This is a genomic window from Pradoshia sp. (genome assembly GCF_051873915.1).
GTDB lineage: Bacteria > Bacillota > Bacilli > Bacillales > Pradoshiaceae > Pradoshia.
This window is the reverse complement of the sequence record NZ_JBJEFJ010000034.1, coordinates 28,346-54,573: the sequence shown is the minus strand read 5'-3', so window position 1 is coordinate 54,573 and position 26,228 is coordinate 28,346. Positions and strand designations below refer to the sequence as shown.

27 protein-coding genes are annotated in these 26,228 nt (G+C 41.9%); 7 read left to right on the top strand and 20 right to left on the bottom strand.

The window, feature by feature from the left end; translation table 11 throughout:
• The first annotated feature begins 57 nt into the window (after positions 1 to 57).
• The gene (locus tag ACI35L_RS03715) at positions 58 to 345 is read left to right on the top strand and encodes a hypothetical protein (RefSeq protein ID WP_156185629.1); all 288 of its coding nucleotides are present in this window, start codon (positions 58 to 60) and stop codon (positions 343 to 345) included.
• Positions 346 to 368: 23 nt separating this feature from the next.
• On the opposite strand, the gene ACI35L_RS03710 is transcribed toward ACI35L_RS03715, so the two are convergent.
• Positions 369 to 947 carry a GNAT family N-acetyltransferase gene (locus ACI35L_RS03710; RefSeq protein WP_049671336.1) on the bottom strand — a complete coding sequence of 193 codons (579 nt, stop codon included), beginning with the start codon at positions 945 to 947 and terminating at the stop codon, positions 369 to 371.
• A gap of 130 nt (positions 948 to 1,077) precedes the next feature.
• On the opposite strand from ACI35L_RS03710, the gene ACI35L_RS03705 reads away from it, so the two are divergent.
• Positions 1,078 to 1,770: a hypothetical protein gene (locus ACI35L_RS03705; RefSeq protein ID WP_049671337.1), complete on the top strand. Its 693-nt coding sequence runs from the start codon at positions 1,078 to 1,080 to the stop codon at positions 1,768 to 1,770.
• A 215-nt stretch (positions 1,771 to 1,985) separates the two neighbouring features.
• Positions 1,986 to 2,342, top strand: coding sequence for a helix-turn-helix domain-containing protein (locus ACI35L_RS03700; protein WP_049671338.1), 357 nt, complete (start codon positions 1,986 to 1,988; stop codon positions 2,340 to 2,342).
• A gap of 49 nt (positions 2,343 to 2,391) precedes the next feature.
• Here the strand turns inward: ACI35L_RS03700 and ACI35L_RS03695 are convergent, their stop codons facing one another.
• The 9 genes from ACI35L_RS03695 to ppc all read right to left on the bottom strand — a co-directional run bounded on the left by ACI35L_RS03695 (position 2,392) and on the right by ppc (position 11,957).
• Positions 2,392 to 2,796, bottom strand: a complete 405-nt coding sequence (locus ACI35L_RS03695; RefSeq protein ID WP_049671339.1) for a MaoC/PaaZ C-terminal domain-containing protein — start codon at positions 2,794 to 2,796, stop codon at positions 2,392 to 2,394.
• Positions 2,793 to 3,242, bottom strand: a complete 450-nt coding sequence (locus ACI35L_RS03690) for a MaoC family dehydratase N-terminal domain-containing protein (protein ID WP_439802272.1) — start codon at positions 3,240 to 3,242, stop codon at positions 2,793 to 2,795. The genes ACI35L_RS03695 and ACI35L_RS03690 overlap by 4 nt, the downstream gene beginning before the upstream one ends.
• Positions 3,243 to 3,254: 12 nt before the next feature.
• On the bottom strand, positions 3,255 to 4,019 hold the full coding sequence (locus ACI35L_RS03685) for a beta-ketoacyl-ACP reductase (RefSeq protein ID WP_439802271.1): 765 nt from the start codon (positions 4,017 to 4,019) through the stop codon (positions 3,255 to 3,257).
• 139 nt (positions 4,020 to 4,158) lie between these two features.
• The gene (locus ACI35L_RS03680; RefSeq protein ID WP_439802270.1) at positions 4,159 to 5,049 is read right to left on the bottom strand and encodes a R2-like ligand-binding oxidase; all 891 of its coding nucleotides are present in this window, start codon (positions 5,047 to 5,049) and stop codon (positions 4,159 to 4,161) included.
• A 29-nt stretch (positions 5,050 to 5,078) separates the two neighbouring features.
• Positions 5,079 to 6,587 carry a class I adenylate-forming enzyme family protein gene (locus ACI35L_RS03675; RefSeq protein WP_439802269.1) on the bottom strand — a complete coding sequence of 503 codons (1,509 nt, stop codon included), beginning with the start codon at positions 6,585 to 6,587 and terminating at the stop codon, positions 5,079 to 5,081.
• Between the two features lie 372 nt (positions 6,588 to 6,959).
• Complete coding sequence (locus ACI35L_RS03670; RefSeq protein WP_439802268.1) at positions 6,960 to 7,223, bottom strand: DUF2187 family protein; 264 nt, start codon at positions 7,221 to 7,223, stop codon at positions 6,960 to 6,962.
• Positions 7,224 to 7,493: 270 nt separating this feature from the next.
• On the bottom strand, positions 7,494 to 7,970 hold the full coding sequence (locus ACI35L_RS03665) for a competence protein ComK (protein ID WP_049671344.1): 477 nt from the start codon (positions 7,968 to 7,970) through the stop codon (positions 7,494 to 7,496).
• Positions 7,971 to 8,315: 345 nt separating this feature from the next.
• Positions 8,316 to 9,041 (bottom strand): hypothetical protein, encoded by a 726-nt coding sequence (locus ACI35L_RS03660; protein WP_439802267.1) that lies wholly within the window; start codon positions 9,039 to 9,041, stop codon positions 8,316 to 8,318.
• A gap of 165 nt (positions 9,042 to 9,206) precedes the next feature.
• Positions 9,207 to 11,957, bottom strand: a complete 2,751-nt coding sequence (gene ppc, locus ACI35L_RS03655) for a phosphoenolpyruvate carboxylase (RefSeq protein WP_439802266.1) — start codon at positions 11,955 to 11,957, stop codon at positions 9,207 to 9,209.
• A gap of 462 nt (positions 11,958 to 12,419) precedes the next feature.
• Here ppc and ACI35L_RS03650 point away from each other — a divergent pair, with 462 nt between their 5' ends.
• A complete protein-coding gene (locus ACI35L_RS03650; RefSeq protein WP_439802265.1) occupies positions 12,420 to 13,247 on the top strand; it encodes an STAS domain-containing protein in 828 nt (275 codons plus the stop codon).
• Between the two features lie 295 nt (positions 13,248 to 13,542).
• A complete protein-coding gene (locus tag ACI35L_RS03645; protein ID WP_439802264.1) occupies positions 13,543 to 14,814 on the top strand; it encodes an MDR family MFS transporter in 1,272 nt (423 codons plus the stop codon).
• A 289-nt stretch (positions 14,815 to 15,103) separates the two neighbouring features.
• Here the strand turns inward: ACI35L_RS03645 and ACI35L_RS03640 are convergent, their stop codons facing one another.
• Complete coding sequence (locus tag ACI35L_RS03640; RefSeq protein ID WP_049671349.1) at positions 15,104 to 15,826, bottom strand: hypothetical protein; 723 nt, start codon at positions 15,824 to 15,826, stop codon at positions 15,104 to 15,106.
• Positions 15,827 to 15,997: 171 nt separating this feature from the next.
• On the opposite strand from ACI35L_RS03640, the gene ACI35L_RS03635 reads away from it, so the two are divergent.
• Entirely contained in the window at positions 15,998 to 16,570 is a 573-nt protein-coding gene (locus ACI35L_RS03635) for a LemA family protein (protein WP_049671350.1), read from the top strand.
• The gene (locus ACI35L_RS03630) at positions 16,570 to 17,364 is read left to right on the top strand and encodes a TPM domain-containing protein (protein ID WP_053103759.1); all 795 of its coding nucleotides are present in this window, start codon (positions 16,570 to 16,572) and stop codon (positions 17,362 to 17,364) included. Before ACI35L_RS03635 ends, ACI35L_RS03630 begins: the two co-directional genes overlap by 1 nt.
• Positions 17,365 to 17,530: 166 nt before the next feature.
• Here the strand turns inward: ACI35L_RS03630 and ACI35L_RS03625 are convergent, their stop codons facing one another.
• The 9 genes from ACI35L_RS03625 to ACI35L_RS03585 all read right to left on the bottom strand — a co-directional run bounded on the left by ACI35L_RS03625 (position 17,531) and on the right by ACI35L_RS03585 (position 26,170).
• Entirely contained in the window at positions 17,531 to 18,520 is a 990-nt protein-coding gene (locus ACI35L_RS03625; RefSeq protein WP_439802263.1) for a Gfo/Idh/MocA family protein, read from the bottom strand.
• 86 nt (positions 18,521 to 18,606) lie between these two features.
• Positions 18,607 to 19,818 (bottom strand): phospholipase D-like domain-containing protein, encoded by a 1,212-nt coding sequence (locus ACI35L_RS03620; RefSeq protein WP_439802262.1) that lies wholly within the window; start codon positions 19,816 to 19,818, stop codon positions 18,607 to 18,609.
• Positions 19,819 to 19,947: 129 nt separating this feature from the next.
• Complete coding sequence (locus ACI35L_RS03615) at positions 19,948 to 20,379, bottom strand: RicAFT regulatory complex protein RicA family protein (RefSeq protein ID WP_049671353.1); 432 nt, start codon at positions 20,377 to 20,379, stop codon at positions 19,948 to 19,950.
• Positions 20,380 to 21,927, bottom strand: a complete 1,548-nt coding sequence (gene miaB, locus ACI35L_RS03610) for a tRNA (N6-isopentenyl adenosine(37)-C2)-methylthiotransferase MiaB (protein ID WP_439802261.1) — start codon at positions 21,925 to 21,927, stop codon at positions 20,380 to 20,382.
• Positions 21,928 to 22,096: 169 nt separating this feature from the next.
• A complete protein-coding gene (lepB, locus tag ACI35L_RS03605) occupies positions 22,097 to 22,648 on the bottom strand; it encodes a signal peptidase I (RefSeq protein WP_439802260.1) in 552 nt (183 codons plus the stop codon).
• A 169-nt stretch (positions 22,649 to 22,817) separates the two neighbouring features.
• Positions 22,818 to 23,996, bottom strand: coding sequence for a glycine C-acetyltransferase (locus ACI35L_RS03600; RefSeq protein WP_049671356.1), 1,179 nt, complete (start codon positions 23,994 to 23,996; stop codon positions 22,818 to 22,820).
• Between the two features lie 40 nt (positions 23,997 to 24,036).
• Positions 24,037 to 25,065, bottom strand: a complete 1,029-nt coding sequence (tdh, locus tag ACI35L_RS03595) for an L-threonine 3-dehydrogenase (RefSeq protein ID WP_049672947.1) — start codon at positions 25,063 to 25,065, stop codon at positions 24,037 to 24,039.
• 240 nt (positions 25,066 to 25,305) lie between these two features.
• Positions 25,306 to 25,788: a sortase gene (locus ACI35L_RS03590; protein WP_197089938.1), complete on the bottom strand. Its 483-nt coding sequence runs from the start codon at positions 25,786 to 25,788 to the stop codon at positions 25,306 to 25,308.
• Positions 25,789 to 25,906: 118 nt separating this feature from the next.
• Positions 25,907 to 26,170, bottom strand: a complete 264-nt coding sequence (locus ACI35L_RS03585; RefSeq protein WP_049671358.1) for a hypothetical protein — start codon at positions 26,168 to 26,170, stop codon at positions 25,907 to 25,909.
• Between the last annotated feature and the right edge of the window lie 58 nt (positions 26,171 to 26,228).

Sequence of the window (26,228 nt, the reverse complement as noted above, 5' to 3'; positions counted from 1 at the left end):
TCATTAAATTATCCGATATAGTAAAATTATGTAAAAGGACTTGCGAAGGAGGAATATATGATGTATGTAACTCTTGCGTTTGCTTTAGCTGTATTTGTGATTGCCCTCTGCTTCCTTACCACTTCTAATCAACGGATGGACAGAATACTATACTCTGTCGGTATTTTCCTGTTCATGCTTTTCTTCTACCGTGTACTTTTCCGCGTATCCTATTCCTTAATCGGTGAAGCTGGTTCTTCAAGCATCCTGGTCTTCCATACGACGATTATGGCTGGGAGCCTGCTGCTGCTTATATCCGGTTTATTTATGAAAGCGATTCCAATGACGGCGGCCGAAAATAAATAATATAAGATACTCGTAAGCCAGGTTCATACTTGATGCCCCTGGCTTTTTGCGTTAGCCTTTTTTAAGGACCGTCCGAGCATTAGCTGAAAACAATCATAAACCACCCTCCCATCATATTCCCTATTCACTGCTATGGTTGAAACTCGGCAAAAACCAATCCGGTGAAGAAGCCTTTGAGAAGCTTCATTATCCGGGTTGGCAAGAGCGATGAAAGAGCCTTGCCAATACCTTTCCCGCATCCATGAAATCCAAGCCTCGAGTACTTCCGTCATAATCCCATTTCCCCTATATTCCTCCACAAGAAAATACCCAATCTCCAGCTGGTTATCTACATCTGGTTTCCTCTCTGCTGCCAACAGTCCTATCATGGTTCCCTCGTTTTTTAAACAAATGACCTGCACCATTCTTCCAGTCCCTGTCCCCTCTTGGAATGGATTTGCATTCACCTTCCTAATCCAATTCCGCAATTGAGTCAAGCTAACATTCCATTGAGGAAGCCATTTAAGAATAGAAGGCTGTCGACAAATGGCCAGCAGTTCATCTGCATCCTTTAACACAATCTCCCTCATCACCGTTCTCTCCGTTTGTAAATAAACCTGCATGATCAATCACCTTTTTATTTCACTTTTTATGAATTATCGTATTTTTTCACTATTTTGTTTAGGTTTAAACTATATTAGAAAAATTTTATCCGCTATAATAGACCTATACATATTATGAGGGAGGATTTACGTGAATAGAAAAAAAAGAAGAACCATTGCCCTGCTCGTAATGGGTATCACATTTTTATTATTTGGTACAATGATAGGTTATCTGCTGCCACATCGCGGCCATATCAATGAACTGGAACAAAAGACAAAACAAATCGAAAGTTTAAAAAAGTCCTTAGCGGAACAAAAGAAGGAAAACGAGAACCAACAGAAGGAAATTAAAAAAGCTGAGGAAACCATCACAGATTTAGAAGAACAACTACAAAATGCCGATTCAAACGAGAACACAGAGGATACAGCTGAAGCAGAAGTTAACGATGAGACTGAAACAAATAAGGCCGAAACAAATGAGACTGAAACGAATAAAGCCGAAACGAATAAGGATGATCAATCTATCGAAGCTTCAAACAGCACAGAGGATTCCTCTTCAGAGCCGTCGACTGAAGAAACAGCTGATACAGAGTCAGATGAGCAGTCAGACACCTCCACTTCTAAAGAATCCACAGAAGCCATTAAACTCGTTAAAGAGTATGTCGGTTATACGAATGATTCGAATATCCACTTTGATATAGAAGGCAATGTGCCGGGCAGCAGCGATATTTGTATTCATGTTTATGAAGTCATTGATGATGGAGAATCTCAGCATATGGCTACTCAGGGCTGGTATGGGGTCAATTTAGACTCCAAAAAAGTCTATAATACTGAAGGGATATAAGCACCTGTACAAATCATATTTTCAAGGATTACGGCTAAACCCTAATATCCTGCCAATGACTAAATGACTAAAAGTATAGACCTTAAGACTCTGTCTAATAATCATTTAAATTTGTAATAATTAGATTCTTTTTACACCCTATCACTCGCTCATTTAGCTCTTTTGTCCTATAATAATAGTATACAATACGTTCCGTAAAAAGGTGGGGAGCTGCGATGACATCTTCTTTTGGATCTAGATTAAAAGAATTGCGAAAAGAAAGACGATTATCACAAGAAGAGCTGGGATCGATCATTGGGGTAGCCCAGTCCACTCTAGGCTCTTATGAAAGAGAGACACGCGAACCAAGTATTGAAGGTATCTTACAATTGGCTCATTATTTTGAAGTCTCTGTGGATTATTTGCTGGGAAATTCAGATTTACGTGAGTCAGCAACACATATCCACCCAAAAGGGGCCTATGATTTACATCAATTATTCCATGATAATGAAGTCATTCTTTATGGCAGGACATTGACCGAGGATGAAAAACAGCGTCTGCTAGATATTTCCTTGGGCTTGTTCTATCGGTAGAAAGGAGAAAGAGGATCCAGTATAAACACCGGTTCCTCTTTCTCCTTGTTTAATGGAATAATTTAAAGACAGCTTTTCCTTTTAGTACATCAATGCCATGTTGATTGACCGCAGATACTTGGAATGTTAACAGCCGATCATTCTTTGACATAAGCTCTGCCTGCAAGGTGATGATGTCTCCCAAAAACACCATTCCCCTGAACCGAATTTGATAATCCTGTAAAAAACCTTCCTCATAATAAGGTGTAAACAGTTTCGCTAAATTGCCCATCGTCCACATGCCATGGGCAATGATGCCAGGGAGCCCAAGCTGCTTTGCCTCTTTCTCATCAAGGTGAATCGGATTATGATCTCCAGACGCCTCTGCATACTCTATCAAAATCTCTGGTGTTACCGGAGATAACTGGATGGGTTCAATTCCTTCACCAGCCTGCAGCCGTTCCATCATATTCATTCATTCATCCCCTTTATAGCCGCTTCGTTTATGATAATGACAACCGTTGAAGAAAAGATCGATTGTCCATTGGCATCTTCTCCGTTGTTTTCGATACGCATAATGCCCATTCTGCCGTTCTGTCCTTGCCTCTCCTTGTAATCTGCGACTCTCGCATAGCAGTATACCTCTTCCCCGACAAGAAGCGGACGTTCATAATGATAAATTTGCTCTCCATGAATTAATCCCTTTGAGGGAAGCTTCAACCCATCAATCTGTCCATAATCAAACACCCTTGGGTATGTAGGCGGGGCAATGTTACCGCCATATCGCGAAGCTTCCCCCACTGACTCATCCAAATAAATCGATGCCTCATCACCGATAGCATGGGCGAATAGCTTAACCCGATTTCGATCCACGATATTTTTAACCCGTTTTGATTGTTTCCCTATTGCCGTCTCAAACATAGAGCTTCCTCCTTAATTTTTGGGTCCTCCAGCCACATAGAGCACCTGTCCGCTTACAAAGGATGACTTCTCATCCGCAAAGAAGGCTACAGCATTGGCAATATCCTCTGGTTTCCCGCTCCTCCCTACTGGGATGGCGGATACGCTTGCTTCGATTAATTGCTCAAAGGTTATGCCTATCCTTTCTGCTGTGGCTTTTGTCATATCGGTTTCAATAAAACCAGGAGCCACGGAATTAGCTGTAATCCCATATCGGCCCAACTCAATAGCCAATGTCTTCGTAAAGCCTTGCAGTCCTGCTTTTGCAGCTGAATAGTTGACTTGTCCACGGTTTCCTAACGCTGAAGTAGAGGAAATATTGATGATTCTTCCGTATTTCTGCTTTACCATATGGGATTGAACCGCTCGCGTCATATTAAAGGAGCCCTTTAAATGCACATTCATGACCATATCCCAATCAGCATCCTCCATTTTGAAAAGCAGATTATCACGAATGACACCCGCATTATTGACCAAAATATCAATCTGTCCAAACTGCTCGACGATTTCCTCGACTGCTTTATTAACCTCAGCAGATAAAGTGACGTCTGCTTTTTTCACGATAATATCATACCCTTTTGACTTAAAATCCTCTTCACATGCCTTTAACGCATCTTCATTAATATCCAGCACTGCCACTGCAGCCTTTTCTGATGCCAGCTGCTCAGCAATTGCCTTGCCGATTCCCCTGCTGCCTCCTGTAATGACCGCTGTTCTTCCGATAAATCTCTCACTCATCAAAAAATGCCTCCATCCCAAAAATGTAATCGCTTACTATTTTCGCCAAAAAGCTTCAATTCTCCTTCTTCTTCGAGAATATAGCTATTTAAAAGGGAATGCAGGCTGAAAGATTAATAGACGCTCATCCAATGAGACCTTAAATCAGGCTCAGGTCATGATTACTTGCCGCATAGATTTCATCCAGCTGTTTTCCTTTAGCTCGCTGCAGGATATCCATTCTAACCTGCAATTGCTTCATGGCAAAATTCATGACTTCCTCTGGCTCTGCTCCAAAGGCTTCCATATCTGCCTCATCAAATCCTTCTTCAACAATTTGAAGGGCTAAAGGAGTCATTTCAGCCATTCTCTTCAAAATAACCTCATCTAAAAGATGTGGATGCTCACAAATCAATCTCTGTAAAAGGAAGGTTCCATAGCCAATATGCCTGGACTCATCTCTCTTCAAATGCCCGATGCCCTCCAGCAAACCAGGCATAATCCCTGACTCCTCCAACGATTTATAGAAGGAAAAATAGCCCGTTTCAGCTAATACACCCTCCACAAACATATTGTATACCGTCGAAGCATCTGCGATGGCTTCAGGAGACTGATCTGTAATCAAACGGTCCATCGTTTCAGGAAGAATCACATGGAAAACCTGCTTGTAGGAGTCACTTAAAAGCAGATTCAATTCACCTTTTTCGCCAATCGCATCCAGTACCGTTCGAAAAAATTCTGTATGCTTCGCCTCTTCAAACAGGAAGGTTGTCAAGAACATCTCCTCTTCTATCCGTCCCTCCTTTGCAATCGCCATGATTAAAGGAAGCAAATCAAGTGTAACCGCTTCCTCTCCAGCCTGAAACTGGGAGAGAAGGCGTAATATACTCTGCCTTTGAGTGTCGGTTGCCGCCTGCCAATCCTTCGCATCCTGTGTGAAGTCAATTTCTGCCGGATTCCACGTACCAACTTTTTTGGCTTTTTGATAAAGGCGATAAGGGAAAGAATCAACCATTAACCCCCTGGGCGTCGCCGTGATTGTCTTACGCATAGCGTACTCACTCCTTCATGCTTATTCAATTAGACTTTTCCCTCCGCAATCGATTTACGTAAACTTGCCTTCAATACCTTTCCGACACCATTACGCGGAAGCTCCGAGAGAAAAACAATATGCTTTGGAAGCTTATTCTTAGCTATCTGTTCTGCACAATAAGCGATGAGCTCCTCTTCCGTAACCTCTTCATTAGGCTTTTTAACGACACAGGCCATGACCTCCTCACCGGACTGTTCATCAGGAACACCAATAACCGCTGTTTCAATGACCGCTTTATGTCTTGAGAGAACCTCTTCTAAATCCCGAGGATATATATTAAATCCATTCTTAATAATAAGGTCCTTCTTCCGGTCAACGATATAGAGATACCCCTCATCGTCCATCTGGCCAATATCACCCGTATGAAGCCATCCTTGAACAATTGCCTTCTCTGATTCACGTTCATTCTGAAAATATCCCGGGGTGATATGCTCTCCCCTTAAAAAGATTTCGCCAATAACCCCTCTAGGAACCTCCTGTCCTGTCGCATCGACAACCTTTAATTCTACTCCCGGAATTGGAATACCGACAGACCCAGGCTTAATGGGTATTCCTTTCTTATGGGCCGTAACAATGGGACTTGCCTCAGATAAACCGTACCCTTCATATACAGAAGCGCCAAATTTCTTCTCAAAGGCTTGCAGCAATGAAACAGGGAGCGGCGCAGAGCCTGAGCTGACCGATTCCAGGCTAGTTAAGTTGAAACGCTCAGCATCATTTGAAGCCATCATGGCATAAATCATGGCTGGAACGACTGAAAATGACTTTACTTGATATCTCTCAATTGCCGAAAAGATTTCACTCGGAATAAAACGGGGAAAGATGACAATTGAGCTCCCTGTCACATAGCACGCATGTGAAATGGTCAGACCAAATACATGAGCAAGAGGCAAAGCCCCAATTGTGGACCCGCGTTCCACATTAGCATGAACGGAGGAGTTAACCGCATTCTTATATAAATTCCTATGAGTAAGCATGACACCTTTCGGACTGCCAGTGGTGCCTGATGTATACAAAATGACTGCTACCTCATCATCATTGAAGTCTGGCACATGCATGCCGTCATTCTCCTCTACTCGGACCGAGGGGGATGTCAGATCACTCAAATCATCTATCATGACAATGGGGATATTTGTACTCAGTTCTTTCTCAATCTGATTGACTTGACCTTGGATGGAGGAAGATGAAAGTATTCTAGCTGCCTCGCAATTCTCAGCTATATAGGCGATTTCCTTCGGGTGGAGAGTAAAGAGTACTGGAACAATGACCGCTTGAGCTCTTGTTATCGCTTGATAGGCAATGAGAACTTCTGGACTGTTCGGCATCATAACGATCACACGGTCTCCTTTTTTGATTCCTGACCGCTGTAACTCTATCGCTAACTGATTGGCATATGCTCTTGTCTCGACATTTGTGAATTTCTTTTCACCATAGTATAAAAAGGGATACTCGCCAAACTCTTGAATATTCTGATCCAACAAAAATGACAACCTCATTCTATCTCTCCCTTTCCTAGTAGAATGTCTTCCCTTTAGGAATCTCTCCCCCTCTCCAGCTTATTTGTCACTGTCGCCCCCCACATCAATCACGAGCTCCTCCGAATACCTATGATGCTGAAGCCCGCTTCGTGTTTTATTTCTCCAAATACACCGGGATTTCCTACCAATTATTGTAAATAAACAAAAAAAACACCCAGTCTTCACTGGGTGCAAAAAATAGGGGTCTAACTATTATTATGATAGCATGAGTGACATGGCCAAACTCATTCTTTTGGGCATAATCAAGGTACTATCCATAATTGAATCATTCTCCCTATTCAGTATGTATACACTCTTGCCTATTTTACCTATGTTATGGAGATTTACACATTACATTTCAGCAGCATGAAGTTTGCTGCTATAGACACTTTCTGGACTGGAAATAATTTTGTAATTACCATGGCGAACAACCGTTTTAGGAGTCTCATAGCCGAAATAAGTTGCTACATCCAAGTCGATATCAACAATGCAAGATAGTTCCTTCACTAGTGATACCTTTCCAATGATATTTAAATCTCGACGTTTAAACTCTACCACATCACCAATATTAGCCATATTTGCGAGTAAATTTTCATTGGGTTGCCCCTTTTCCATTTTTCTTCTCCTCCTAATGACTCTTTGAGATAACATGACTTTTATACCATATAAATATTTAAAAAAGTGTAAATTATAACTTTATACATAGAATTTATCACATTTAGTATTGAGAATCAATTAAGTTTTCAAAAAACAGTGTCCTATTTCCTATTTTCTAAAAAAATACCCTAAAGTAATATTATGTATAGAAAATTCTGAATAATTATATAGTAACACATTTTGGGATATTATAAAGAAAAACCCGCCAAATACAGCGGGTTTCTTCTATCAGGATTTCATGCTTATAAGAAAGTTATCAATCTTGTTTTTTAAGGTTAAGGCTTTATTGAAACGATGCATGAGGATTGTAGCCTTACATTCAACAATAATAGAAGTATTATGAGATAAATAAATGCGAGTATGTTGATTGTCCACCTTCTCACAGCCCTTATAATGATCAAGAGCAATCCAAACACAGTCCGCTTGAAGGCAAGCTTTTGTTGGAAACATATAAATCTTATAATGACCACTGATTTGCAGCGGAAGTACATAGCTTTTACCCAAATGATGTTTCGAGCTCTTCATTGCTCCATCATAATCGGAACCATACCGAATAATACTTTCCTTAATCAACTGAATGGTAGACATTTGTATAATTGATTCGCCGCTAACGGAATAAACCTTCGTTAGCGGATACCCGTTTTCAAATACTGGAAACAGAGCTTGAGTCCCAACCCCTATGTATTGATTTAATAAATCATCCATCCTATCCACCTACTCTACAAAAATGGTCAAGCGAGTAATAATTCTGTCTCTTCGGCAAGCAAAGGAGTTTTTTTGCAGTCTCGTGTATTATTTCAACCTCCACACCTCCATCTTTAGTAACAAGACTATTATCCTATCATTTTCCAATATTATACACTAACTTTCTGAATTCTCCAAATTTTCCCTTTTGTTTTCCTTGAGGATTTGTTTATCATTCAGATACACTGATCGTTAAAACACTTCTTTGTGATTCTTCTATATAGACTATTAGCGTGTAAAGAAGCAAAAAAACCGCTCCATTTGAAAGCGGTCGGCTTTAAACATTCAGTTGTCTTCAGTGCATGCTTACAAATGACTTCCTAAAATATATTCACGAGCTAAATGAAGCATCTTTTCCTGCATTTCCTCTGTATTCTTTTCTTGGTCGATGAGATAACCGATATGATAAATACACTTATTATAATAAGCATACATTTCATTAGCAGCCGTCCCAACAGTACCAATACGATTATTCGTTTCATCATAATCATAGTAGGAGTATAATAAAGCACTATTTGTTGTCACAATCTGCTGATAAATCGGTAAATCATCCGTTAGAATTTCTTTTTTCAATTGGTTTCCTATTGAATCATAGCTATCCGCATAATCATATCCTTTAAGTGGATTCTCATCTACCTCTGTGACAGAAATGATAAAAAACTCCTCTGATGTGTCTCCGAAATAGCTCAATTGAACCTCGTCCTTCGGTTTACCTTTCTCATCCTTTGAGGTCACCAAATACGCTTTTTCCTCATCAACATGGAAGGGCAGCTTTTCGGAATGAAACAGATTCATCCTCTCTTCTATATCATTTAGTAAAGAGGATTCTCCGTCGCTAAGTGATATAGGTTTGTAGTAATGAATGTTTTCCCTCTCGTCCAGACCGTCATAGGATTTGAAATACTCACTATATGTAAGGCCAGCACCTTTTACTTCTTCTAAATCCGTTTCATTAATGGAACATCCTGCTGCGACGAAACTGATTAAAATAATTGACCCTAGTAACCGCCATGTTTTTTTAGCTATCATCATGCACTCCCCATCTTATTTTTCATTCCTCAACCGACTGCATCCTTGCCGCTTTAGCCAATTCCTTTAGCCCGCACGATTTAAAACAGCGTAAAAGGCGAAGAACCATAATGATTCCCCGCCTCCTTCGCAGAAGGGAGAGGCATCCCTGCTGAATATCTGCATTAATCAACCCGTATTACGAAGCCCTGCAGCTATTCCATTGATTGTGTGCAGAACCTGGATAAGCAAATCCGTATCTTTCCCGTCCTTTTCTCGTAATTCATGGATTAAGTGCACCTGTATGAAGTTCAGAGGATCAACATATGGATTTCGGCGGTGAACCGAATCTTTAATATTCGGCGTTTGCTCAAGAAGTTCCTCATCACCGGTAATATCAAGCAGCACCCTCTTCGTTAGGTTGTACTCTTCTACAATATTAGCAAAGATTCTTGTTCCAATCTCCGGATCACTTGTTAAAGCAGCATATTCCTTCGCAGTCTTTAAATCTGCCTTCATAAGTGCCATTTGTAAATTATCGACCGTGGAACGGAAAAATGGCCAGTCCTGATACATTTCTCTCAAGACATGAATATTTCCCTGTGCCTGTTCTACATAGCTCATTAAGCCGGTTCCGGCTGCATACCAGGCAGGGAATAGCTGCCTGCTTTGCGTCCAGGCAAACACCCATGGAATGGCCCTTAAGTTCTCAAACTTGTCACTATTTTTTCTCGCCATTGGCCTTGAGCCGATGTTGAGCTCACCAATTTCCTTTAGAGGAGTAGCTTGGTTGAAATAAGTTAAGAAACCTTCATCATGGAATACAAGAGATTGATACTTCTGATAGGAAATGTCTGAAATTTCCTCCATTGCCCTCACCCACGATGGATCACGGAAATGACCTTGCTCCGAACGTTTCGACACATTAGCCGCCGTTTCAATCAAGGTTGAAGCCGCTTGTTCCAGTGAACGGGAAGCTATATCTTTAATGAGGTAGCGAGATGAGAGAACCTCGCCTTGTTCGGTAATCTTCACTCCATCCCCAAGCGTTTCAAGCGGTTGTGATAATAAGCTTCGGCTAAGCGGACCGCCGCCCCTGCCAAGTGAACCGCCGCGTCCATGGAAAAACTTCGTTGATACACTATATTCCTTCGCTATATCATGCAGTTCAATCTGGGCCTTGTACAGCTTCCAATTTGCTGTCAATGTGCCTCCATCCTTACTTCCATCTGAATAGCCCAGCATAATTTCCTGCTGGTTATTCAAGATGCGTAAATGCTCACGATATACCGGCATTTGCAGCAATGTCTGAAGGATGGCTGAACCATTGGATAGATCCTCAATCGTCTCAAGCAGAGGGGCAACATTCAAATCGCTCTCAACTGTCCCATCAACATGGCGTCTATATAGTCCTGCCTCCTTGGCCAGCAGCAGCACTTCAAGCAAATCACTCGCTGATCTGGTCATGCTGACAATATAAACACGGATTGATTCCTTTCCAAATTCTTTATGTGCTCTCTTGATCAGGTCAAATACCTCAATCATTTCCCTCGTTTCCTCGCTGTATTCCTCACGAGCGAGCAATAATGGCCGGGAGTCTGTCAGCAGGTTCTCAAGCAAATCCAGCTTCTGCTCTTCTGTAAGAGCCTGATAATTCTTCTCTACATTAACCTTCTTCAATATTTCCGTTAATGCGGCAGAATGCTCTTCACTATGATTCCGGATATCCAATGTACCAAGATGGAATCCAAATAATTGAACCTGACGGATAAGTTTCTGAAGAAGCTTCAATTCATGCGCTTTTGGGTGGTGACCATAAATACTTTCCTTGATCATCTGTAAATCGTCCAATAGTTCATTGGCGCTTTTATATCCCAGAGAGCTTTCACCAACCATTCGCAGTCTTTCGATTACAATGGCAAGCATACGACGATAGGTTTCATTATGTACAGGCCATCTTTTATCTGCTGCTATATAGTTTGACTCGCCGTATTCGACCGATTGCAAAATAGCATCACTTATTGGGGCTCTCGCACTGGAATGCGATAAGCGTTTCATTAATTCAATTAATACTTTCTCATACTTTCTCAGAACAAGGCCACGTTGTCTTGTCAATGTCTCCCATGTCACTTCAGGCGTTACGAAGGGATTGCCATCCCTATCTCCGCCAATCCATGATCCAAAACGGAGAAATGTCGGCACATTCCAGTCATCATCCTCATAATGTTCCTTCAGGCTGTCCTCCACCTCTTGATGTATTTCAGGAAGGACATCAAAAAAGATCTTATCAAAATAATAGAGTCCGTTACGAACCTCATCAATAACAGTCGGCTTTCGATCCCTTAATTCGTCTGTATGCCATAATGTCGTAATCTCATTATATAAGCTTTCCTCGATATTCTTTCTTTCCTTATTCGTCAAGAGAGGACTGTCTAAACGAATAAGCAGATTGGATATCCTTTTCTGTATCTCAAGAACCGATCTCTTCGTCGCTTCAGTCGGGTGGGCTGTGATAATTAAATCTAATGACAAACGTTTAAGAACATCTTGGATAATTTCTCCGGATATTTGTTTATCCTTCATGGATTGAATCGCCTGTTCAATGGAACCAGGCTGCTCATCCTCTGAATTTAATTGGTAATCACGGCGTCGTCTTATTCGATGATTCTGTTCCGCTGCATTGATTAAATGAAAATAAACAGAAAATGCCCGAATAACCTGCATCCTCATCAATGGTGATAAGGAAGCAATTTCTTTCTTTAAATCATGGTATGTCTCATCCTCTACATGTAGACGAAGGGACTTACACATGATTCTGATCCGTTCAACTGTATCAAACAGTTCTTGTCCGCCTTGATAGATTAATATTTCCCCTAGAATATTGCCAAGCATTTTAACTTCCTTGCGAAGGGGCAAACTTGTATCCTGCTTTGTGACCATCAAAACCCTCCTCGTCGCTAATCGATCGTGTTGTTCTGAATATTCAGTCTTTATTATTTAACCTTATTGCTAACAAAGAATTCCAACACTCTCTTATATTCTAATCAATATTTGGTAATCTCACAAATTTTTACCCTTTCTTTCAAGAAATAGATGAAAATTTTTCGACACCTATCCAATTCGACATCGGTAAGGATACAACAGAGCTTTCGCATAATCCGCTTGAAAAATCTCTTCAAAAAGGGTAAGAACGCCTTTAAAAGATAGGATTTTCTCCTCTTTTTGGCTATTTTTTTCAAAAAGAACGTTGATTCATCAAGATTTTTCGACCGTTAGCTACAGAAATAGCCCCCTCTTCTAACCCCCCTTAAATTATTTGTAAGTATCGAATTTTGAAATCATACGATACACTAGGCTTAACAGCGCCAATGGAGACATCAAATTAAGAATTGGGGAAATCAAATGAAACCACTAACAGATATCCAACTGTATGACTTTTTAAAAGATAATCATGAATCCATTCTGAATGATATAATCCAAATGGACACCAACCGCGAGAGCCTGCCGGCAGATATATTAAAAGAAATAGCCAACACTACCGTTAAGACAATTAACAGCCGTCTGTTGGACAGCTCTCGATTTTTCGAATCACATTTGAAAGAATGGGCAGACATTGTCATGAAAAGAAGCTTACAGTTGAATATCTCTGTTTCTTACCTTGCCGACCTTCTAACACATGACCGTCGAATCTATTGTCAATATATTGAACAATTTATCCTTAGCCAAGGAAAAGAGCTGACCCTCGGCATCACCTGTCATTGGTTTTCTCTCATTAATGAAGGATTTGACCGGATGCTATCTCATTTTATCCACCGGATGGATACATACAAGAACCGTCAGTTGTCTGAACAGCAGCGGCTTATCAATGAGTTGAGTACGGCTGTTATTCCATTAATCAATCAAATCGGCGTCCTCCCTTTAACCGGACAGATGGATTCTGAACGATTCGAATTTGTTCTAAAGGCTGTCCCAAACCAGTGTATTCATCTCGAGGTCAATCATCTTTTTATCGATATGTCCGGTATCCCCGTCATTGACGTCCTCATCTCAGAGCAGCTCTCCAGATTAACCAAAATGCTCAAGCTTCTCGGTATTTCCGCCACCATTTCAGGAATGAAACCGGAAGTCGCACTGTATACAATCCAATCAGGCATTAACTTAAGTCATTTTTCCACCTCAAGCACATTAAAGCAGGCCCTGCGAAATTATGGGGTCAAAATCGCCCCATAATGAAAGAACAGTTCCTCTGTAAAGAGGTTCTTTTTTTTGGCTTTGTTAAAGATGAATGGCGATAGTAGAACTCCGCTCCATACGTTTTAGGCGAATGACTGCTGGATTAGCGGACAGAGAAGACCTCTTAGTTTCACCTGCTGTAGAACTGCCATTAAAATGAACAGAGCAGTTTAAAATAATTTAAGTGTTTACAAGAATCATCTATTATATAAGAATAAATAATAGTGTGATAATTTTTTATTTACTATTAAACAGCTCACTAGAAACAGATAGCAGTAGAAGGAGTAAACATATGAGTATTAGACATTGGGACACCAACCTGAAGGTTCGTTTGCTTGGTGAGGCATTTGTACAAATAGCTTTTTGGATGGTCTTTCCCTTCCTTGCCATTTATTTTGCAGAGACAATGGGAATCACAACCGCAAGTGCACTTTTGATGCTGTCACAAGTAATCGCGGTTGTCTGTGGATTATTCGGAGGCTTTTTTGCCGACCACTTTGGAAGGAGACGAATGATGCTCATCGCTATTGGAGGGGAGGCCATGGGTTACGGCATCTTCGCTTTAGCCAGTCACCCTGCCATTGATTCAGCTATGTTTGGCTTTATTGGCTTTACCATTGCTAGTTTATTTTCGAATATTTATCAGCCTGCAGCCCAGGCAATGGTTGCGGATGTGGTTGAGCCCAAGAATAGAAGCTATGTATTTTCCATCTTTTATATGATGACTAATATTGCGGTCGTCGTTGGTCCGATAATAGGAGCCATTTTCTTCACCAATCACCGATTCTGGCTGCTTGTGATTGTTACTTGCGGAGCGATCTTTTTATTCCTGCTCCTCTACTTCTTCTCTCGGGAAACCATTCCTGACAGAGAAGCAGCAACCAGCAAATCACTCAGCTTCAAGCAGGTCGTCAAAGGACAGTTTGCTGATTACCGAGTTATATTTACCGATCGGGTATTGCTGCTTTTTATTCTCGCTGGAATCCTGGTTTCGCAAACCTTTATGCAATTGGATTTATTCATACCCATACATATTACCGAGACCGTAGATGAAGCAAACTTGCTTTCCTTAGGAAATTTGATCGTCTCCTTGAGCGCAACAGAGCTCTTCGGCTTTGTTGTGGCGTTAAATGGCGGAATTGTCGCCCTATGCACCGTTCTTGTGACGAAGTGGATGATGACTTATCGGGAGAAATATGTATTCGCCGGCTCCTCAATCTTATATGGGATATCCATTCTATTAATGGGCTTATTCCCTTATCCATGGATGTATATAGTGAGTATTATCATCTTCAGCCTTGCTGAGCTGATGACCGTTGGAATAGCCCAGAATTTCGTCTCTGTCATTGCGCCAAAGCATCAGCGAGCCATGTATTTCTCAGCCGCACAGCTCCGTTTCAGCATTGGCCGAGTACTAGCTCCTCTATCCATTACTTTAACGGGCTTGATTGGCTCCCGGGAAACGACCTATATCTTAGCAGTCGTCGCTTTCCTTTCAGCTGGTATCTATCTCTTGATGTACCGTCTTTATGCAAAGAATGAAATGAAGGAAGTATCCATATAAGCATAAGAAAAAGGAGCGTTATTCTGAGCGCTCCTTTTCCCCTATCAATAATGGTTTAAGACTGGGCATCCTTTGATTATCACTTTGCTTTTCACTTGAGATTAACTCGACCATTCCCCTCTGTCTGAATCTTATCGTCTAGCAGCCCCCTATGAATAGCTTCATCCATAACAGCTCCATTAATTGGTCTTGTACCCTGCACAGCCGTTCAAATTTTCTTGCTTTCAAAAGAGAAACAAAATGACGGTTCCCACAAAGTAAATAAGACCCGGCACATGCCTTGAGTCTCCTAGTTTTTTTTTCGCCAAGGGATTATATCGGCTATAAGAATAACAACGGCTGCTATAAAGGCCGTAAATGCCGCCATTTCAGCTTCCCCCATATTCTTTACTCCAATCGCTATATAAGCCCATACGAAAACAAGCGGGTAGAGAAAATCCCCTTCCCTTATCCTGAATAGGACTGCCAGAACAGCTCCTATAGCAAGCATGATCATTGTCCATATCTCATCAGTCAGCCCAAACCCATTCCAGCCATTCACTTTCAGCACATAAGCGATATTGACAATCGTCGCCACACTAATCCAGCCAAGATTAATGGAAAAGGGAGCCTTTTCAAGGATTGTGGCTCGTGCTTCAGTCAGCCTTCTATATAGCATGATGAGACTGATCAAATACATCAGCATAAACACAATACTTAACAGGAACAATTCATAATGCCATACAAGAAGCCACCCGATATTGAATAAACCGCTCATGATAAACCAAGGCCATGTATTTGTATATACAGGAGATTCTCCCCTGTCACCGATGAACTGGCGGATTATCCAAATGCCAATCAGTATATAAATGAGCGACCATATAGAAAAGGCATATCCTGCCGGTGTAATTAATACATTGATTTGATTAGATATTTCTCCTGTTGTCTTCCCATTGATGGGGAGAAGATTAGCAAGTGCATTCATGGCAATTACCAACACGAAAACAATCGTATTCCATACCTTCCAATTCATCTTATCCCTCCTTCTCTCTCCGTCCCTTTAGCATGTTATCCCCTAACCCTGCCAAATTTAAACAACGTTTGCTATAAGGTTGCAGAAGCTGTTTTCAGGGTAAAATGGTGAAGTGAAACCTTTCCGCATGTGAAACGTTATATAGGTTATGAATTGAAAGGAGTGTACAGTATGAAAAGAGGAACAATTATCCTTATCAGCGGCATTGCTGTGGTAGGCATCCTGATTGCCATGTTTGCCTCCAGCTATAACGGCTTTGTTTCAGCTGAGGAAGACGTCGATCAATCTTATTCCCAGATTGAGACACAGCTGCAAAGAAGAGCTGATTTGATTCCCAACCTAGTAAACACAGTTAAAGGGTATGCATCCCATGAGGAATCAGTCATTAATGATGTCACACAGGCACGGGCAAATTTAGCCGGCGCCAGAACCCCTGAAGATCAGGCAACTGCCAATGATGAATTAACTGGTGCTTTAAATCGATTACTTGTTGTGGTTGAGAATTACCCTGACCTGAAGGCTAACAAGAATTATCAGCAATTAATGGATGAGCTGGCTGGCACCGAAAATCGTATTGCGGTAGCTCGCAAGGATTATAACGATCAAGTGGCTTCCTATAACAAAAAGGTTAAGCGATTCCCAGGTTCCATGATTGCGGGTGTGTTCAATTTTGATGAAAAGGAATATTTCCGTTCTTCTGAAGGCGCTGATCAAGCTCCGACAGTTGATTTTGGTACAGACTGATGTGCAAAAAACTATTCCTGATTCTGAGCATGCTTGCAGTGATTGCATCAAGCTTCGCAGGGAATATCATTCATGCTGAAGTCCCGGAACCTAAAGGGGATATTTATGTTCAAGATTTTGCCGGAATCTTATCTGAACAACAAAAGCAAGGACTCAATCAATTAGGAAGAAAACTGGAGGATCAGACAAAAGCACAAATTGCTGTGCTGACCATTGATTCTTTAGATGGTTCCACTCCAGAAGAATATGCACTTGAAGCGTTCCGGAAATATGGTCTTGGTGACAAGGAACTGGAAAATGGCGTTCTTCTTCTCATGGCCTTTGAGGAAAACGACTCCGATAAATCAGCCCGGATTGAAGTCGGCTATGGACTTGAGGGTGCACTGCCGGATGGCAAGGTTGGCCGTATCCTTGATGAATACACAATGCCATATTGGAAAGAGGGCAAGCCTGACCAAGCTATCATCCTTACATATGAGCAATTATTTAACGAGGTAGCTGCTGAATATGGTCTTGATGAAACGGCTGATTCTATCAGTGACTATAGCTTAACGGAGAATTCCAGCAACGCGGGCCAAGAAAGCGGAATGGCCACTTGGAAAAAAATCTTGATTGCAGCCATCATTATCATCTTTATTATCATCGACATGACCTTCTTTGGCGGGACCTTTACGTACATGCTGCTTCATATACTCTCGGCAATCGCAAGAAACGGCGGAGGTAGAGGCGGGGGCGGCTCTCGAGGCGGAGGAGGAGGTTCATCAGGCGGAGGCGGTGCTTCCCGCGGCTGGTGATTAAACCATGTCAGCCTATGCAGGCAGAATTCCCATTTAGGATTCTGCCTGCTTTTTTTGGTTAGGTTTGATTCGTTTGAACAGTTTGTCTGCCATCAGCCTTAGTATGAAAAGAAGCTGATCCAAAGAACTCCTTTATGGAGCTTATTAGATCAGCTTCGGTTACTTAGAGAAGCGTTACGGTTTGATTTGTCCGGATGGATTCATAGCAAGCGTCAATCACCTTCATATTCTGCAAGGTATCAGTCCCCGTATATTGCGGTTGTTTCCCTTCAATCACACACTCAGCAAAATGCTCCACCTGCATAAGGTATTGATCACAGGAGATGATTTCTTTTCTTGTTTCCTCATTCGTTTTGATGATCAAGGTCCCTTTATGGTCTTTACGATCTGGACGATAGGCATGCTGGCAGATAATCTCTCCCTTCGTACCTACTACCCTGTACTCATCCCTCGTTTTCATCTCGAAGCTGCAATCAAACATGGCCTGAACGCCATTATCCATCCAAAGATGTCCGGTTGTCGTCATATCAATATGATAAGGATTATTCATTTTAGAGAATACTCGCACCTCTTTTGGTTCTGCCTGCAGGATATGACGGAAAGCATGGATATTGTAACAGCCTACATCATATAATGCACCCCCGCCCTTTTCTGGTGAAAGGCGGATATTTTCCTCATCATCAAGGAAAAAAGAATGGCTGGCATACATATATTTCACTTCGCCAATCTCACCCGTTTTCAATATATCCCTAACCCGCTTATGCTGGGCATGGAATTGATACATGAATGCTTCCATAAAAATGACACCATGACGGTTACATACATCCAACATCTCTTCCATTTCATGCGCTGTCAATGAAGCAGGCTTTTCGACAAGCACATGCTTGCCGGCTTTTGCTGCCTCCATTACCCATTTGGCATGGAGATGATTTGGGAGCGGAATGTAGACGGCATCAATCTCTTCATCACTCAATAGTGCCTCATAGGATTCATAAACCTTTGGTATGCCCAGTTTGTCGGCTGCCTCCTGTGCTCTGCCGCTCAAACTTGCGATAGCGATTGCTTCCCCCAGCTTTGAACGGTTGATGGCAGGAATAACTTGTGTTTGTCCAATGTTAGCCGTACTTAAAATTCCCCATTTCACTTTACTCATTTCCTTGCTCCCTTCAGCTGGATTTGAATCGATATCAAAAAAAGAGCGATTCCCAATTTTGGTGTTCGCTCTTGTCGATAGGTCTATTATAAATAATAATCAACACATTTGGCAATTTTCATGAGGATTTTGTCCTTTGTCGAAAGCTTTTTGAAATAATCCAGCGTAATTTTAGATGAGTCATCCAAATCTCGCTCCACTTGATTAATGATACGATCCGTAAATGGAGAATCATCCATAAACAGCGTCATTTCATCATTTAAGCGTAAGGAGCGAGAATCAATATTCACTGTTCCAATGAGAGGGTATTTGCGATCGATCAGCACTAGCTTTCCGTGAAATATTCCCTTTTCATATTGATATACGTTCATTCCATTTTTGAGTGCCTCTTTCACAAAGGGATAAGCAGCTTGCGTGAGCATAAGGCCGTCTGAATGCTTCGGCCACATAATCGTGATTTCTACTCCCCGCTTCTTAGCCTTCTTGAGCGCATCCATGAAGTCTTCATTATCCGGGATAAAATAAGGCGTGGCAATGAGAATATCCTCCTTAGCTGAATGAAAGGCCTGAATAAGATCATTGACTACCTCATACCCGCTTGAATACGATTTCAAGTAATGCGGGGTGACGCCTGCAGAAGCCCGTACCGTGTGCAGAGGCGGGGATTCTCCCGTGTTTATTTTCCAGTCATGACAGAATTGCTTTTCAAAATCCTGTATGCCTTCCCCTGTCATCCGCAGCTGATAATCATGCCAGCTTGATTTCGTATACTTCTCTCCGACGTTCATTCCGCCTGTATAAGCCACCTTGCCATCCATAATGGCTATACGGCGGTGATTACGGTGCTGAATGGTATACCAAATATGCGGAAAATGAGGATCATTGCTGTAGGTGACATGGACACCTGCTTCTTCAAGTTTCTTGAACCATGCTCGATTTCCCTTAAGAGAACCAGCGCGGTCAACAGAATAGTACACCTGTACTCCTTCTTTTGCCTTTTTCTTTAATAAATCAAAGTATTGATCACTGGCTTCCCCGCTTCCAATCGAAAAGAAATGGATATACACATACTCCTTCGCCTGTTCAATATCCCGAGCGAACTGCGGATAAAATGTATCCCATTCAGTAAATAACTCGAAGTTACTCTGCCTCAAGGGGTAGATAACCGGGCTGCTGTCATCCTTAGCAGCTTCCCTCCCTTTTCGAATATCATGATGGATCCAAGTTAAAAGCAGGGCCAAAAAAAGCAGGAACATCCCTAGTGCCCATAAGACTGTATATATACATTTCTTGATCATAGCTAACTCCTATTAAGCCGTTATTTTTTGTTAGTATGTACAAGAAGCCATGATTTATTGTGAATGGCAAGGGAAAGCAGAACAAAAAAAGAATCCAGTAAGGTTAAAGTACCGTACTGGATTCTTTTATTAACAGCTGTGGCTGCCCTCTTCGCTTTTTAGCTTAGAGCCTGTCTTTCCATGGAGAAGGTCACCTTCTGTGGATTTGATGATTTCGTCTGTAACCGTATTGGAAATGACGTTTGCAACCATTTGCAGCATGTCATTTACCTCCACCTGTGATTGCTTAAATTCCTGAACGACAGGAATTTCATCAAGCTCTCTTTCCACTTTCGCCAGCTTTTCCTCCGTCTTCTTCAATGCTTCTGTCTTTCCATAATGCTGGAAGTTGACCGCCTGCTTTTGAAGCCCCTTAATGACAGACATAAGTTCAGCAACCGTTTGATTGCCATTGATTTGTTCTTCTGCTCTTTTGAAGAAATCTACTTCTTCTGTTTCTGAAATCATCCGTGCTAAATCTCTTGCCTTATCAATAATTTGTTCTTTCGTGAATTTTTCCATTTATACTCCCGCCTTTACCCCTATAATTTCTGTTTCCGGCTCAACAGCGATCTCTCCATTTAGTGACCATGTTTTTGCATCGGTAATTTTGACCTTGACAATCTTGCCAATAGAAGATTTATCCCCAGCAAAGTTGACTAGCTTATTCTTCGTCGTATAGCCTGCAAGTACATCTGGATTGTTCTTGCTTTCCCCTTCAACAAGTACATCCAGAACCTGTCCGATATATTGCTTATTTTTCTTGAGTGCAGTTTCATTGACAACAGCATTCAAGCGCTGCAGCCGTTGTTTTTTCACTTCCATCGGCACATTATCCTTCATCTTCGCTGCAGGAGTACCCTCTCGCGGTGAATAAATAAATGTATACGCAAGATCATATTCCACTTCTTTATACAAGGAGAGTGTTTCTTCGAATTGTTCATCCGTTTCATTTGGATAACCGACAATGATATCCGTCGTTAAACTCACATCCGGAATCGCTTCCTTGATTTTCCTGACAAGCTCTAAATATTGCTCACGGGTATACTTTCGAGCCATGATCTTTAATACTTCGTTATTACCAGACTGTACAGGCAGATGGATGTGGTCCATCATATTGCCTCCCTTAGCCAGCACTTCAATCAGGTGATCATCAAAATCACGCGGATGGCTTGTCGTAAAGCGGATACGCGGTATGTCAATCTTGCGGATATCCTCCATTAAATCACCTAAACGATAATCACGGTCTTCAAAATCTTTTCCGTAAGCATTTACATTTTGACCTAGCAAGGTGATTTCCTGATATCCTTGAGCTGCCAGGCTGCGGACCTCTTGAATAATATCCTCTGGTCTCCGGCTTCGTTCCTTCCCTCGTGTGTAAGGAACGATACAATATGTACAAAACTTATCACAGCCATACATAATATTGACCCAAGCTTTAATATTTCCTTTACGCACCTTCGGAAGATTCTCGATAATATCGCCTTCCTTAGACCAAACCTCAACGACCATTTCCTTAGACATATAGGCTTCCATCAGAATTTCAGGCAAACGATGAATATTGTGAGTGCCAAAAATCATATCGACAAACGCATGCTTTTGTAGAATCTTATTAACGACTGATTCTTCCTGAGACATACATCCACATACACCGAGCAATAAATCCGGTTTATTTCTTTTTAAGCTTTTCAAGTGGCCAAGCTCACCGAATACCTTATTCTCTGCATTTTCACGGATGGCACAGGTATTCAGCAGCACCACATTAGCCTCATCCACCTTGTCCGTCGGTTCATATCCTAAAGCCATTAAGATTCCGGACATCACCTCTGTATCATGCTCATTCATTTGGCAGCCGTACGTGCGAATATAGAATTTACGCCCTTCTCCCATGCGGCTGTATTGGTCTTGGATGCTGAAATCTTGATGGTAACTTATCGTTTCTTTCCCGCGCTTCTTTGCATCCTTTAATGAAGGAGGCATATAGACAGCTTCAAAATATTTACTGTAATCCTTATCAGGTTTCTTTTCAGATTTAGCAGCGGCCGAATCTAATCGTTGCTGTTCGTTCATAAAAAATCCCCTTTCTATCCAATATCATCATCTATGGATCGAATTCCATTTGATTGGTAATAGGTAAGTTTACATTAAGTAAGTATAAAGCTTTTAGCGAAATTTCACAATATAGCACTAGAGGAAAGAAAAAGCCGTACTCAAGCAGTTGAGCACGGCTGTGACTATCCTATAAGGCAATCCCTATATCCTTAATCGGCCAATAGCGTATCTTTACTTCTCCAACAATCCGCTCCATCGGAACAAATCCGAACACACGGCTATCTTTACTATATGGGCGATTATCTCCTAATACGAACATTTCTCCTTCCGGAACGACTTCTTCACCGGTCAGTTCCTTTAATGTGAAATCTTCCGTAAATAGACCAGCGTCATCCAGGCTGGATTTAAGCTCATCTAGATATTCTTCTTCGTATGGCTTGTCATTAATGTATAAGGTGTCATTCTTCATTTCCACTTTATCTCCAGGAAGGCCGATAATCCGTTTGACATATTTATCCGGTGAATCGGTCGCATGGAATACAACTTCGTCAAAGCGGTCGATATGGGTAATCTTGCTAAGGATGACACGATTGCCATCCTGTAGACTTGGCATCATTGATTTCCCCTTAACCGTTGTGGGTGTGAAGACAAATTGACGGCAAACAAGCACCACAATAACCGCGATTAGAATAGCCTTCAGCCATGATGCAAGTTCACTTGATACTTTACGGTTATTCATTCCTCTAACTTACTCCTTCCCCAATGATCTTTTGCAGGGGATAAACCTTCTCACTCTCTCCTTACCAATATTTCCCCAAAAATCAACGAGCAAACGAAATGCCGTCAAATCCCTCGCCGAAAAATATAAAAAGCCACCTGATTCGCACCAAGTGACTTCTATTAAAACGCTATTTTATTAGCTTCAATTCCTTTCCTGCTTGTTCAAATATGCGTAACGCTTCGGCCAATTCCTCACGCGTGTGTTCTGCTGTCACGATTGTTCGTACTCTCGCTTTCCCTTTCGCAACCGTTGGGAAGACAATCCCTTGTGCAAAAACCCCATACTCAAACAATCGATCGGACAGCTCGTATGCTGCCTTGTCATCTCCGACAATGACAGGTGTTATGGGTGTCATGCTGCTTCCTGTGTCGTAGCCAAGCTTATGAAGTCCCTCTTTAAAAAACCGTGTATTCTCCCATAGTTTATCAATCAGCTCAGGCTCAGACAGCAGCACATCAATTGCTGCTATATTCGCCATCGTCACTGCGGGCGGATGGGAGGTGCTGAAGAGGAAGGGACGGCCTTTATGAATTAAATAATCAATCAAGGTCTTGGGGCCTGCCACATAGCCTCCAAGAACACCGATTGCCTTGCTTAGCGTACCGACCTGAATATGAACTCGACCGTCCAGCCCAAAATGATTGACCGTTCCTCGTCCGTTCTTTCCTAAAACACCAGAGGCATGAGCATCATCAACCATCACAAGGGCGTCATATTTCTCCGCCAATTCTACAATAGCAGGAAGGGGAGCGATATTGCCATCCATGGAGAAGACACCATCCGTTACAATCAGGCGCCTCCGATAGGATTGTGTTTCCTTCAAGGCTACTTCAAGGCTCTCCATGTTGACGTGTGAATAAACCCGGCGGGCTGCCTTTGTCAAACGTATTCCGTCAATGATTGAGGCATGGTTTAACTCATCGGAAATGACAACATCCTTTTCTGTCAAAATAGCAGAAAGAACACCTTGATTCGTCGTAAAGCCCGATTGAAAGACTAATGCCGCTTCCGTATGCTTAAATTCAGCAAGCTTTCGCTCAAGCTCTCCATGCATATTGAATGTACCCGCAATCGTCCTTACCGATCCTGTACCTGCTCCATATGTCTTGACGGCTTCCAGTGCTGCCTCACGCAGCCTAGGATGAGCTGTTAAGCCCAGATAATTATTTGATGATAATTGAATAACCGATTTCCCATCAATTTGAACCTTCGACCCTTGAGCCGTTTCCAAATGCACGAGTGTGCGAAACACCCCTTTTTCCTTCATATCATCAAGCTCAGCCTGCAAATACTCAAAACCCTTCATCCCCAATTCCTCCTCACTAATCATTTATCGTTACCTTTCATTATGGCAATAAGACTACCTTGCCGCACTGCCCTTTGATCATCAAATCAAAGCCTTTCTCAAACTCCTCGAGCGGAAATTGATGTGTAATGACCTTTCCAGCATCTACTAAGCCTGATTCCAATAACCGAGAGACTTGTTCCCATGTCTTAAACATCTGTCTTCCTGTAATACCTTGTACCGTCAACCCCTTAAACACAATATCATCCGTAATATTAATAGAAACCGGCTTGACAGGAAGACTTAGAATAGAAACCCTTCCGCCATTTGTCGCCATCTTAAATCCTTGATTGATGGCTTCTGGATGACCGCTCATTTCACAAACGACATCGACACCATATCCATCTGTCAACCGCTTCATTTGGTTTAAAACATCTTCCTTTGCAGAGTTAACGACAGCACTCGCTCCCATGCCTTTGGCAAGCTCCAATCGATATTCATTCACATCAAGTGCAATCACCTTCGATGCACCAGCGGCTTTAGCTACTCCCACTGCCATAATGCCAATTGGTCCGCACCCGATGATGGCAACGCTCTTGCCGGTAACCTCTCCTGAGAGAACCGTATGAACGGCATTTCCCATCGGCTCTTGTATTGAAGCCATGGCAGCCGGCATATCCTTCGGGTTTACCCATACATTCTTTGCCGGAAGGGCTACATATTCAGCAAAGCAGCCTTGTGTATCCACCCCAATAATTTTTGTTTCCTGACAAATATGGAATTGCCCTGTCATGCATTGAGGACATCTCCCGCAAATAATATGGGTTTCTGCCGATACATTCTCCCCTATTTGGATACCCGAAACAGCAGCCCCCACTTCCACAACTTCACCTGAGAATTCATGTCCGAACGCATAAGGGGGATTCACTCTGTTCTTGGCCCAGTCATCCCACGTATAAATATGCACATCTGTTCCGCAAATGGAGGTGGCCTTCACTTTAATGAGCACCTCATCATCCTGGATTGATGGAATATCAATCATTGCTAATTCAGCACCATAACCCCTTTTGGTTTTTACAATTGCCTTCATTTTCCCATCCAACTTGCATACACATCCTTTACGACAGCTCAATATCACAGAAATTTTAGAATAGTTACCATCTTTTGTAAAGGGCGTTTCCTCCCTGTATAGACAACTGCCTCTATGATGGATATTTTTTTATGATAATTTTTCCAGACATCTCCCTATACAGGGCAAATAATGATGCTTCTCTGCTTATTTCAAGGCAAAAAAAAGAACTGTCATGATCCATTTAGATCATGCAGTTCCTCATCTCTCTTCCTTATTGGCGATAACAACAATCCTTCCCGCTCCATCACATGTGCTTGTGACAAGTGCCAGCTGCTCATTGATTTCATCGAGCAAATCCTCTTGTTCGTCCTTATCAATGATGCAAATATTTGTTACCTCATATATGTATGTTTGTTGAAAATCAATAATCTCAACCTGATCTTTCACCTCAAGCCTTGTCAGCTTATTAAATAACGGACCCGAATCAGTCGTTCTAAATCCGGCAATCACGATATTGCCTCCTTCATTCGGATAGGCCGTCTCCACTAAATGCCCCACCGCATTCTGTAAGTCTTTCTGAAGGACCCCCTCCACAATTGGAATTTCCAAGCCAAGCTTGTGAATAATCAATTGACCGATGATGTCTCCATCCTCATATGGCGGTTCTGTGATCTTATTCTTATTATCGTTTTTCCCGCTCTGTTGATTCTCAGCACTGCTGGAAATCTGACCTTCCTCCACTTCATAGACCTCCTGTGCTAAGTACCTATCCCTTATAACATTTACCAAAGGAGATAACAAAAGATACAGCCCTATAAAAGACAGCAGTAAAATCACTATTCTTTTGTTTGTCATCATGTCAATCCCCTCCTGAGCTGTACAGAAGCCACGCAAGCAATAAACAAATGGCACCGGTAAATTGCCTAATATACGGCTTATCAAAGCCCAGGATGGAAAAAAGACCAAACAGGCTATCTTCCTGTAATTCCCCTTCGTCAATTTCATTCCAGTAAAAACTTATCTTTGCCTCGGCATTTGAATGATAAGAATCCCCGTTATTAATAATCAAGACGGATACAGATAGAAACATGGCTGCAGTAAAAATCATTGCTGTCTTATTCATACAGATTCTGCCTTTCATACGACATTCATAAAAAAGTATATTTATACTCTATTTCCCC

Excerpts from the sequence above, each read along its gene's own strand:
- ACI35L_RS03695 (WP_049671339.1), bottom strand. The coding sequence starts at position 2,796 with ATGAATATGATGGAACGGCTGCAGGCTGGTGAAGGAATTGAACCCATC.
- ACI35L_RS03710 (WP_049671336.1), bottom strand. The coding sequence starts at position 947 with ATGCAGGTTTATTTACAAACGGAGAGAACGGTGATGAGGGAGATTGTG.
- ACI35L_RS03600 (WP_049671356.1), bottom strand. The coding sequence starts at position 23,996 with ATGAAGGGTTTTGAGTATTTGCAGGCTGAGCTTGATGATATGAAGGAA.
- lepB (WP_439802260.1), bottom strand. The coding sequence starts at position 22,648 with ATGAATAACCGTAAAGTATCAAGTGAACTTGCATCATGGCTGAAGGCT.
- ACI35L_RS03630 (WP_053103759.1), top strand. The coding sequence starts at position 16,570 with ATGTGCAAAAAACTATTCCTGATTCTGAGCATGCTTGCAGTGATTGCA.
- ppc (WP_439802266.1), bottom strand. The coding sequence starts at position 11,957 with ATGGTCACAAAGCAGGATACAAGTTTGCCCCTTCGCAAGGAAGTTAAA.
- tdh (WP_049672947.1), bottom strand. The coding sequence starts at position 25,065 with ATGAAGGCAATTGTAAAAACCAAAAGGGGTTATGGTGCTGAATTAGCA.
- ACI35L_RS03615 (WP_049671353.1), bottom strand. The coding sequence starts at position 20,379 with ATGGAAAAATTCACGAAAGAACAAATTATTGATAAGGCAAGAGATTTA.
- ACI35L_RS03675 (WP_439802269.1), bottom strand. The coding sequence starts at position 6,587 with ATGAGGTTGTCATTTTTGTTGGATCAGAATATTCAAGAGTTTGGCGAG.
- ACI35L_RS03645 (WP_439802264.1), top strand. The coding sequence starts at position 13,543 with ATGAGTATTAGACATTGGGACACCAACCTGAAGGTTCGTTTGCTTGGT.
- ACI35L_RS03715 (WP_156185629.1), top strand. The coding sequence starts at position 58 with ATGATGTATGTAACTCTTGCGTTTGCTTTAGCTGTATTTGTGATTGCC.
- ACI35L_RS03650 (WP_439802265.1), top strand. The coding sequence starts at position 12,420 with ATGAAACCACTAACAGATATCCAACTGTATGACTTTTTAAAAGATAAT.
- ACI35L_RS03680 (WP_439802270.1), bottom strand. The coding sequence starts at position 5,049 with ATGCGTAAGACAATCACGGCGACGCCCAGGGGGTTAATGGTTGATTCT.
- ACI35L_RS03635 (WP_049671350.1), top strand. The coding sequence starts at position 15,998 with ATGAAAAGAGGAACAATTATCCTTATCAGCGGCATTGCTGTGGTAGGC.
- miaB (WP_439802261.1), bottom strand. The coding sequence starts at position 21,927 with ATGAACGAACAGCAACGATTAGATTCGGCCGCTGCTAAATCTGAAAAG.
- ACI35L_RS03685 (WP_439802271.1), bottom strand. The coding sequence starts at position 4,019 with ATGAGTGAGAGATTTATCGGAAGAACAGCGGTCATTACAGGAGGCAGC.
- ACI35L_RS03665 (WP_049671344.1), bottom strand. The coding sequence starts at position 7,970 with ATGGATGATTTATTAAATCAATACATAGGGGTTGGGACTCAAGCTCTG.
- ACI35L_RS03670 (WP_439802268.1), bottom strand. The coding sequence starts at position 7,223 with ATGGAAAAGGGGCAACCCAATGAAAATTTACTCGCAAATATGGCTAAT.
- ACI35L_RS03625 (WP_439802263.1), bottom strand. The coding sequence starts at position 18,520 with ATGAGTAAAGTGAAATGGGGAATTTTAAGTACGGCTAACATTGGACAA.
- ACI35L_RS03660 (WP_439802267.1), bottom strand. The coding sequence starts at position 9,041 with ATGATGATAGCTAAAAAAACATGGCGGTTACTAGGGTCAATTATTTTA.
- ACI35L_RS03620 (WP_439802262.1), bottom strand. The coding sequence starts at position 19,818 with ATGATCAAGAAATGTATATATACAGTCTTATGGGCACTAGGGATGTTC.
- ACI35L_RS03690 (WP_439802272.1), bottom strand. The coding sequence starts at position 3,242 with ATGTTTGAGACGGCAATAGGGAAACAATCAAAACGGGTTAAAAATATC.
- ACI35L_RS03700 (WP_049671338.1), top strand. The coding sequence starts at position 1,986 with ATGACATCTTCTTTTGGATCTAGATTAAAAGAATTGCGAAAAGAAAGA.
- ACI35L_RS03585 (WP_049671358.1), bottom strand. The coding sequence starts at position 26,170 with ATGAATAAGACAGCAATGATTTTTACTGCAGCCATGTTTCTATCTGTA.
- ACI35L_RS03640 (WP_049671349.1), bottom strand. The coding sequence starts at position 15,826 with ATGAATTGGAAGGTATGGAATACGATTGTTTTCGTGTTGGTAATTGCC.